Genomic DNA, 8,435 nt, shown 5'->3' on the forward strand with positions numbered 1-8,435 from the left:
CACCCAGGAGGGTGCTCCGACTTGTCCGACTTGTCCGATAAGACACCCCAAAAGCACCTCTTTTTTTCATTTTACTTCACGTTGTCACTCACTTATCTGCCATTAATTTGGTAGCTTTGTAACCGATTGATTTTTCCATACATTATATAAAGGTATTAGCGATGAACTTTATTAAGGAATTAGAGTGGAGAGGGATGATTCACAACATGATGCCAGGGACCGAAGAAGAGCTTATGAAGGGGCCGGCCTCGGGTTATGTAGGCATCGACCCCACCGCAGATTCGCTTCACATTGGTCACTTGGTAGGAGTGATGATGCTACGCCACTTTCAGCAGGCCGGTCACCGACCCATTGCCCTAGTGGGTGGAGCTACTGGTATGATTGGCGACCCCTCCCTCAAGTCGGCCGAACGCCAGCTTTTGGACGAGGAGACCCTTCGCCACAATCAGGAGTGCATTAAGAAACAGCTCTCCAAGTTTTTGGACTTTGAAAGCGATGCCCCCAATGCGGCAGTATTGGTGAACAACTACGATTGGATGAAAGACTACTCCTTCCTCAGCTTCATCCGCGACGTCGGCAAGCACATCACCGTCAATTATATGATGGCAAAAGACTCCGTGAAGAAGCGGGTAGCAGGCGAAGGTGGTTCAGGCCTTTCCTTCACCGAGTTTTCATACCAGTTGCTTCAAGCCTACGACTACCAATACCTCTACGAGCACCTAGGGTGCCGTGTACAGTTGGGTGGTTCCGACCAGTGGGGCAATATCACCACAGGAGTAGAATTGATCAGGCGCCGCCTAGGAGGTCAAGCCTACGCCGTCACCTGCCCACTTATCACAAAGGCCGATGGCACCAAGTTTGGCAAGACTGAGAGTGGCAATGTGTGGCTCGATCCACGATATACTTCGCCTTACAAGTTCTACCAGTTCTGGATGAATGTCTCCGACGAAGATGCTGGCCGCTTCATCCGCATCTTTACCAGTCTCAGCCGTGAAGAGATAGAGGCATTAGAGGCAGAGCATCGTGAGGCTCCTCACAAGCGAATCCTACAGTCAAAGCTAGCAGAGGAGATCACAGTGATGGTACACTCTCGTGAAGAGTACGACCTAGCAGTGCAGGCCTCAGAAATTCTATTTGGTCGCTCCAGTGTAGAGACACTCCATAAGCTCAACGAAGAGACCTTCCTCAGCGTGTTTGAAGGCGTGCCAATGGCAGAGGTTTCCAAGGATAAGCTATCAGCCTCTATAGGCCTCATGGACCTCTTAGTGGGCGAGTGCAAGTTTTTCAATAGCAATAGTGAGCTACGCAAACTGATTCAAAGTGGCGGGGTAAGCCTCAATGGCGAGAAGGTGACGGACTTCCAGTACCAACCCACCTCTGCCGACCTTCTGAACGACAAGTATATGCTGATACAGAGGGGCAAGAAGAACTTTTTCCTCGTGAAGATGGTGTAGCGGCTTATGCTCCTCAACTATATATGGGTGGCATTCTTCCTGGTAGGGATACTCGTAGGGGTAGTACGGGTAATCACCTCAGGTGATGCCACCCTATTTAGTGAGATGGTGCAGGCACTCTTTGATACTGCCACCACCGCTTTTAATATATCATTAGGGTTAGCAGGGATCCTGGCACTCTGGCAAGGGCTACTTCGTGTGGCAGAGAAGAGCGGCCTCATCGCTCGCTTCGCAAGGTGGACCGCCCCTTTCTTTCAAGTCATCTTCCCAACCCTACCGAAAGGGGCACCCGTACTAGGTACGATGCTGATGAATTTCAGTGCCAACCTACTGGGGCTCGACAATGCAGCTACCCCATTGGGACTGCAGACAATGAAGGAGCTACAGACCCTCAATCCCAAAAAGGATACCGCATCTGATGCGATGATCATGTTCCTCACCATCAATGCGAGTGGGCTCACCCTCATCCCCATCACCATCATCATGTTCCGACACCAACTGGGGAGTGCGTCGCCGGCCGATATCTTTCTACCCATTCTCATAGCAACGGGTGCAAGCACCCTTACGGCGGTATTGCTGGTATCGTGGAAGCAGAGGATCAACCTACTTAAGTGGCCCTTTCTACTTCCAGCAGGTCTATTTGTAGCACTGGTCGTGGCCCTTTCGTTTATGATCAAAGGGGCCGATAAAGAGCTCCTCACCACCTACTCTACCGCCATCAGCCATGTGGTGTTGCTGGGTGCCGTGGCATTATTTATAGGCAGTGGCCTCCTCGCCAAGCGAAATGTGTATGAAGATTTTATAGAGGGGGCAAAAGGGGGATTCCAGACGGCGGTGACCATCATTCCCTACATCGTTGCCATCCTAGTAGCAGTGGCGCTATTTAGAGCCAGTGGTGCCATGGACTGGCTCACCATGGGGGTCGCCACGCTATTTGGAGCCATAGGAGTAGATACCACGTGGGTAGATGCACTGCCAACGATTCTGATGAAACCTCTCAGCGGAAGTGGGGCGAGAGGATTGATGATTGATGCCATGTCCACCTTTGGAGCCGATTCCTTTGTCGGTCGCCTAGTCTGTATTGTTCAGGGCACCACCGATACCACTTTCTACGTGCTGGCACTCTACTACGGCAGTGTGGCCATCACCAAAACCCGCTACACACTTGGCGTCTCGCTCATTGCCGATGCAGTGGGAGCGGTGACAGCAATTTTATTGGCTTATGCATTTTATGGGTGATGAATACATTTGGTAGATATTTTAGGCTCACCACATTTGGCGAGTCGCATGGTCCTTATGTGGGTGGAGTGATCGATGGTTGCCCCGCCGGAGTGGAGCTAGATCTCACGTTGATTCAAGAGGCACTACAACGTCGTAAAGGATTGGCAGGGGTCAGTACCCCACGCACCGAAGCCGATCAGCCAGAGTTTATCTCAGGCCTAATGGAGGGAAAAACAACCGGCACACCCCTCGCATTTCTTCTGCCAAACCAGCAGAAAAGAAGTGCCGACTACGATGCCCTCAAAGAGGTCTATCGCCCTTCTCATGCCGACTTTACCTATCAGATGAAATACGGTATCCGCGACCATAGAGGGGGCGGAAGGGCAAGTGCCAGAGAGTCGGTGGTACGCGTGGTGGCAGGGGCAATCGCCTACCAATTGCTCCGAGAGCAGGGAATAAGGCTCAGAGCCTTCACCTCGCAGATAGGCGAAATAAAACTCCCAAGCCACTACCAATACCAGTGGGAGGAACTAGGAGAGGTGGGCTGTCCAGACCCTCAAGTAGATCAAGAGATGCACCAACTCCTCACAAAGGTGAGGCAGGAAGGCGATACCCTGGGGGGCGTTGCTACCGTAGTGGTAGAGGGGGTGCCCGCCGGTTGGGGAAGCCCACTCTACAGCAAACTCAATGCTCGGCTAGCAGAGGCAATGCTCGGCATCAATGCCTGCAAAGGTTTTGAGATGGGAGATGGATTTGAGTTAGCATCAATGAAAGGGTCACAAGCCAATGACGCCTTCACCTCGGAGAAGGGAGTGATCAAGATGACCTCCAACCACTCTGGCGGCGTCTTGGGCGGTATCTCCACAGGAAGCCAGATCTATTTCCGAGCAGCCTTCAAACCGATCCCCTCCATCGCCATACCACAGCAAACCGTCACCACCTCCGGTCAACCAACAGACATCACCATAAAAGGGCGCCACGACGCCTCCGTATTCCCCCGCGTCCTCCCCATTATTGAAGCGATGACCAGCCTCGTCCTCGCCGATGAGATGCTCGCCTCCAACCACTAAAGGAAAAGGTCGCCTTGTTGCCACCCATTTTCACGCATTCTTCGTTCTATAAGGTGTACAAATTGGTAGTTTTTCCACCCCCACTTAGGAGCCATCAATAGCTCAGGAGGGGATTGGGAAACGAATCGATCAAGATATATTCTTCTTGGCAACCTCCGTAGAAGTCTACAAATCACATCTACATACTCCTCGGGTGTGAAAAGGCTGAATGTCTCAGGATTGCTCCTATATTGATGAGCCATAATCGTTCCCTTGAGGATCTGTAATTGGTGCATCTTAAGCGTAGTGATGGGGAGAGATGCGAGGCGATCAATGTGCAACTCAAAGTCGGAATAAGCCTCACCAGGTAATCCTATAATAAGGTGTGCCCCTACTGTAATACCCCGTGCAGTAGTAGCATAAATCGCCTTTTCAGCCTCTGCAAATGTATGACCACGATGAACTCTTTCAAGCGTCTTATCGAGTGTACTCTCCACCCCATATTCAATTGCCACAAACGTCCGCTGATTTACTTCAGCAAGATAATCTAGCACCTCCTCATCAACGCAGTCTGGTCGCGTTGCCACAACAAGACCTACCACATCAGGGGTAGCCAAGGCCTCCTCATATAGAGCCACAAGGTGGTCCAAAGAAGAATAGGTATTGGTATATGATTGGAAGTAAGCTAGGTATTTCATATTGGGGTACTTACGTCCGAAAAAACGTTTTCCAGCCTCCAACTGCTCAGCTACTCCGCCTTTACCTACATAGCTAGGGCTAAAAGAACTATTGATGCAGTAGGTACACCCGCCCCTCCCCTTAGAGCCATCACGATTGGGGCAAGTCAAGCCTACATTCACCGAGAGCTTCTGCACCTTAAAATCAGGAAAAACACTTCTTAGATAGCTTCCATAGTCATTAAAAATCCCCTCACTTATCATACCACTACTATAAAAAAGAAAAAGGCTGTCTCACGACAACCTTCAATCTTAATATTAACCTAAAATCTAATACTATGAAAAACACGGTGCAAAGATAAGAGATATTTCTTACTTATGCAAGTATTTAGATGAATATTTTTAGGAAGGGCGCCGTTTTAATCTATTTTACGCCTTAATTAAGTCATATTCTATATTATTTAAGCACTTCTACTCCCTCTCTTATCACTTCAAATGGTTCTTGAAGGCAAGAGACTACAGTGCTATCTACAAGTTGCCCTATTCCTCCATCTACTACATAAGCCACCTCATTTCCCCACTGCTCTTCCATCAGACTTGGGTCATAGCCATAAGCTTCATCATCAGTACTATCTCGATCTAAAGGCAGTGAAAAACCAGTTAAGGGATGACCAAAATAGTCGACAAGCTCTCTCACAAAACAATGTCTAGGTATACGAATCCCTACCTCCTTACGCCCACGATATAGCCGTGGAAGGTTGTGACCCGCTGGTAAAACAAAGGTAAAGGGACCTGGACAATTGCGACGCATGAGTCGAAAAGCTGAGTCATCCATACGAGCATATTCACTAACCTGTGAGAGGTTGCTCAAGAGGAGTGAAAAGGTAGTACGCTCTACTTCAACTCCCTTTATTCTGGCTAATTCCTTGACACACACCTGATTGAGTGCGTCACCACACAAGCTGTATCGAGTGTCGGTAGGGAGAATCAAAAGCTCTCCACGCCCCAAAGCCTCAGATAGCGTTGCAAGCACCCTCTCTGGTGTTGCAGAATCATCATACACCTTAATCATCATCTCTTCTTACAATATAATCCCATAAATAAAAGCTGCTAATAAGATGAGTTGACTAGTCGTCTCCTCTACCAAGCAAAAAGATTGCAGGGCGCTTGTGGTACGAAAGACCTCCCTTTAGATGCTTTGACCAAAGAGAAAGAGGCAAAGTGGTGATTTCCTCCTCACTTGTAGTCAAGTCCACTGCTACAGAAAGGTACAGCGCTGGGGAGAGAAGGTCACACAGCTCTCTTATCAATTGGTCATTACGATAAGGTGCTTCAATAAATATCTGTGTTTCTCCCTTATCCAGCGCACGACGTTGGCACTCTAGTAGCTGCTGACGCCGTGAGGCACGGTCATGTGGGAGGTAACCATAAAAGGTAAAATATTGACCATTAAATCCAGAAGCCATTAGAGAAAGTAAGATAGACGAAGGCCCTACCAAGGGAACCACTCGCATACCAGCACGGTGGCAATCAACCACCACACGGTGACCAGGGTCGGCTACTCCAGGGCAACCTGCTTCACTCATCACTCCCACATCTTCACCCTGACGAAGTAGCTCCATAACCTTCTCCCGAGGATAGGAATACCCTTGATGCTTATCTAGCTCATAGAGCGTCAACGAAGAAATATCTAGCCCTGGCACCGACCGGGACAAATATCTCCGAGCGGTCCGAGCATTTTCCACCACATAATAGCGAAGTCGACCAAGGAGCTCCAATGTCCGCTGTGGTTGATACTGCTCTACCTCCACATTACCCAGCTCTATGGGGATTAGGTAAAGCTTTCCCAATCCTTCATTATTCCCCATAAATATGTTGCAATGCTCTAGAAATATCTGGATATAAGTAGTCAAAACCCAGCTCCTCAATCCGCTCAGAAGCGACCCTCTGGCTGTGCATCAGTGGACCGCCCCAAGCCCCGACAGCAGCACGCCATACACCACGAGGGATAGGTAGAGGGAGTGAGCGTCCACTCTTCATCTGAGCCGATAGTGTAGCTATCTCCCGATAACTAACCCATTCTGGAGCAACGACATTGTACACCCCACGCATCTCACGGTTTTCAATAGCTAGCCAAATAGACCTCATGGCATCACTCACATGCACCCAAGGCACTAGCTGTTGACCTATGCCACACAGTAGGGCAAGTCCATAATTACCACCAACGGCCATATATGGTAGCACTCCGCCATAACCACAAAGCACCTCTCCCATTCTAAGCGATACCCACCTCTTAGCCAATGCTTCGGCCTCAAGTAGATACGCTTCCTCCTCACCACCTACATAGAGACCGGCAAGGAAACCACTCCCGACAGGTGATGCTTCAGTGTGAATGTATGGGTCTAGGCCACTTCCATATATAGCTGTAGAAGAAACGTTTACGAAGCTCTCAAGCTGAGCACCACTAGCCAATAGATGACGCCCGATCAAAGCGGCACCTCCCACACGCTCACGCCACAAGCGATCCCTACCTCTAAGGTCTAGGCGACTTCCCACGCCAGCTATACCAGCCGTATGTACTATATGATTCACCCCCTCTAAAGCGGCCGGGTCTAGCTCGTCACGTAGAGGATTCCAATAAAACTCACCAGCTCTTGAAGGACGCCGACAAAGCAGTCGTACATCATAAACCCCACGATACATCCTCTCAAAGTGTCGAGCCAATAGCTCCTCACCACCTGTTACTAAAATCCGTTCCATCTTCTTCTCGCACTCCTATATTATATAGTATATTTCATCACTCCCATACCTCTTCTTCAAAGATACAAAAAAGTAGCAACCACCACAAAAACGTCTCTTTATAACGGTCCTAAATTACCTATTAAATAGCGGTTTATTGGCGATAAATGAGTATCTTTGTAAAGTAAGCCGATAATTAAAATAGTTTATAAGTAAGGTTATGGCACCATCTGTTGGATTTTGGAAAGGTTTTAAGCGGACACTTCTTGTGCTGATCGTATTGTGTCTGATAGGTAGTGTACTCTTCTTTGTACTACTACCAGGCGCCAAGGGGCTACTCTTTGGGGGTTGCACCTTGATTTTGGTGGTTAATCTAGCATTGATGCTGATATTTGTCCGTGCCAATGACCAAAAACGCCCAGGCACTCGAAGCAGAGATAGAGAGCCGAAGCGCTTCGACTTTCATAGAGATAGATAGGTTATTCAACTATATAATTTAGATAAGAAAGATGAGAACAATTAGTCCACTTCAAAAGGCTCGCTCAAAATATGAGCCTAAACTTCCCAATGCACTAAAGGGCAATGTAAAGGTAGTAGAGGGTAATCCTACCCACTCAGTAGATGACCAAGAGGAGATTAAGCAACTCTTCCCAAATACCTACGGACTTCCTACGATTGCGTTTGAAAAGGGAGATGCGCCATTGCACACCAAGCCAATCAACGTCGGCGTGATCCTATCAGGTGGTCAAGCTCCTGGCGGACACAATGTGATTGCTGGTATCTTTGATGGTATCAAGAAGATCAATAAAGAGAGTCGGCTCTATGGATTCTTAATGGGTCCTGCCGGACTTATCGACCATAAGTATATGGAGATCACTAGCGATATTATGGATGAATACCGCAATACTGGTGGTTTTGATATCATAGGGTCTGGACGTACCAAGCTCGAGACTGAGGAGCAGTTTGATAAGGGTCTAATCATCCTTCGTAAGCTAGATATCCAGGCACTCGTCATTATCGGTGGTGACGACTCCAACACCAATGCATGCGTTTTGGCAGAGTACTACAAGAAGATCAATGCTGGTGTACAGGTATTGGGTTGCCCAAAGACTATTGATGGCGACCTTAAGAATGAGCAGATTGAGAGCTCCTTTGGTTTTGATACCGCCACTAAGGTCTACTCTGAATTGATTGGCAATATCCAGAGAGACTGCAACTCTGCACGTAAGTATTGGCACTTCATCAAGTTGATGGGTCGCTCCGCTTCGCATATTGCTTTGGAGTGTGCTCTTCAA

General features: G+C 48.5%; 9 protein-coding genes. 5 read left to right on the forward strand and 4 right to left on the reverse strand.

The genetic code is table 11. The features are described 5' to 3' along the window. Positions 1-161 precede the first annotated feature (161 nt). Genes tyrS through aroC form a run of 3 tightly spaced genes read left to right on the forward strand, consistent with a single transcriptional unit; the run spans position 162 to position 3,745 of the window. A complete protein-coding gene (gene tyrS / locus QVO39_RS03900) occupies positions 162-1,454 on the forward strand; it encodes a tyrosine--tRNA ligase (RefSeq protein WP_021903091.1) in 1,293 nt (430 codons plus the stop codon). A gap of 6 nt (positions 1,455-1,460) precedes the next feature. Beyond that, positions 1,461-2,693 carry a spore maturation protein gene (locus QVO39_RS03905; RefSeq protein WP_021903092.1) on the forward strand — a complete coding sequence of 411 codons (1,233 nt, stop codon included), beginning with the start codon at positions 1,461-1,463 and terminating at the stop codon, positions 2,691-2,693. Continuing rightward, a complete protein-coding gene (gene aroC, locus QVO39_RS03910) occupies positions 2,693-3,745 on the forward strand; it encodes a chorismate synthase (RefSeq protein ID WP_021903093.1) in 1,053 nt (350 codons plus the stop codon). The genes QVO39_RS03905 and aroC overlap by 1 nt, the downstream gene beginning before the upstream one ends. On the opposite strand, the gene mnmL is transcribed toward aroC, so the two are convergent. The 4 genes from mnmL to QVO39_RS03930 form a co-directional block, all read right to left on the reverse strand. After that, the gene (gene mnmL / locus QVO39_RS03915) at positions 3,742-4,665 is read right to left on the reverse strand and encodes a tRNA modification radical SAM protein MnmL/YtqA (protein ID WP_021903094.1); all 924 of its coding nucleotides are present in this window, start codon (positions 4,663-4,665) and stop codon (positions 3,742-3,744) included. The two genes, aroC and mnmL, sit on opposite strands and share 4 nt — an antisense overlap. 193 nt (positions 4,666-4,858) lie before the next feature. After that, on the reverse strand, positions 4,859-5,476 hold the full coding sequence (locus QVO39_RS03920) for an L-threonylcarbamoyladenylate synthase (RefSeq protein WP_244401421.1): 618 nt from the start codon (positions 5,474-5,476) through the stop codon (positions 4,859-4,861). A 52-nt stretch (positions 5,477-5,528) separates the two neighbouring features. Beyond that, the gene (locus QVO39_RS03925; protein WP_021903096.1) at positions 5,529-6,269 is read right to left on the reverse strand and encodes an SAM-dependent methyltransferase; all 741 of its coding nucleotides are present in this window, start codon (positions 6,267-6,269) and stop codon (positions 5,529-5,531) included. Then, positions 6,259-7,161: a DUF1731 domain-containing protein gene (locus QVO39_RS03930; RefSeq protein ID WP_021903097.1), complete on the reverse strand. Its 903-nt coding sequence runs from the start codon at positions 7,159-7,161 to the stop codon at positions 6,259-6,261. Before QVO39_RS03930 ends, QVO39_RS03925 begins: the two co-directional genes overlap by 11 nt. A 199-nt stretch (positions 7,162-7,360) precedes the next feature. Here QVO39_RS03930 and QVO39_RS03935 point away from each other — a divergent pair, with 199 nt between their 5' ends. Together QVO39_RS03935 and QVO39_RS03940 are read left to right on the forward strand one after the other, a co-directional pair. Continuing rightward, positions 7,361-7,618, forward strand: coding sequence for a hypothetical protein (locus tag QVO39_RS03935; RefSeq protein WP_021903098.1), 258 nt, complete (start codon positions 7,361-7,363; stop codon positions 7,616-7,618). 31 nt (positions 7,619-7,649) lie between these two features. Further along, a partial coding sequence (locus QVO39_RS03940; protein WP_288171737.1) for a 6-phosphofructokinase occupies positions 7,650-8,435 on the forward strand: 786 nt, incomplete at its 3' end.

It is taken from the genome of Porphyromonas sp. CAG:1061 (assembly GCF_000435035.1).
GTDB lineage: Bacteria > Bacteroidota > Bacteroidia > Bacteroidales > Porphyromonadaceae > Porphyromonas_A > Porphyromonas_A somerae.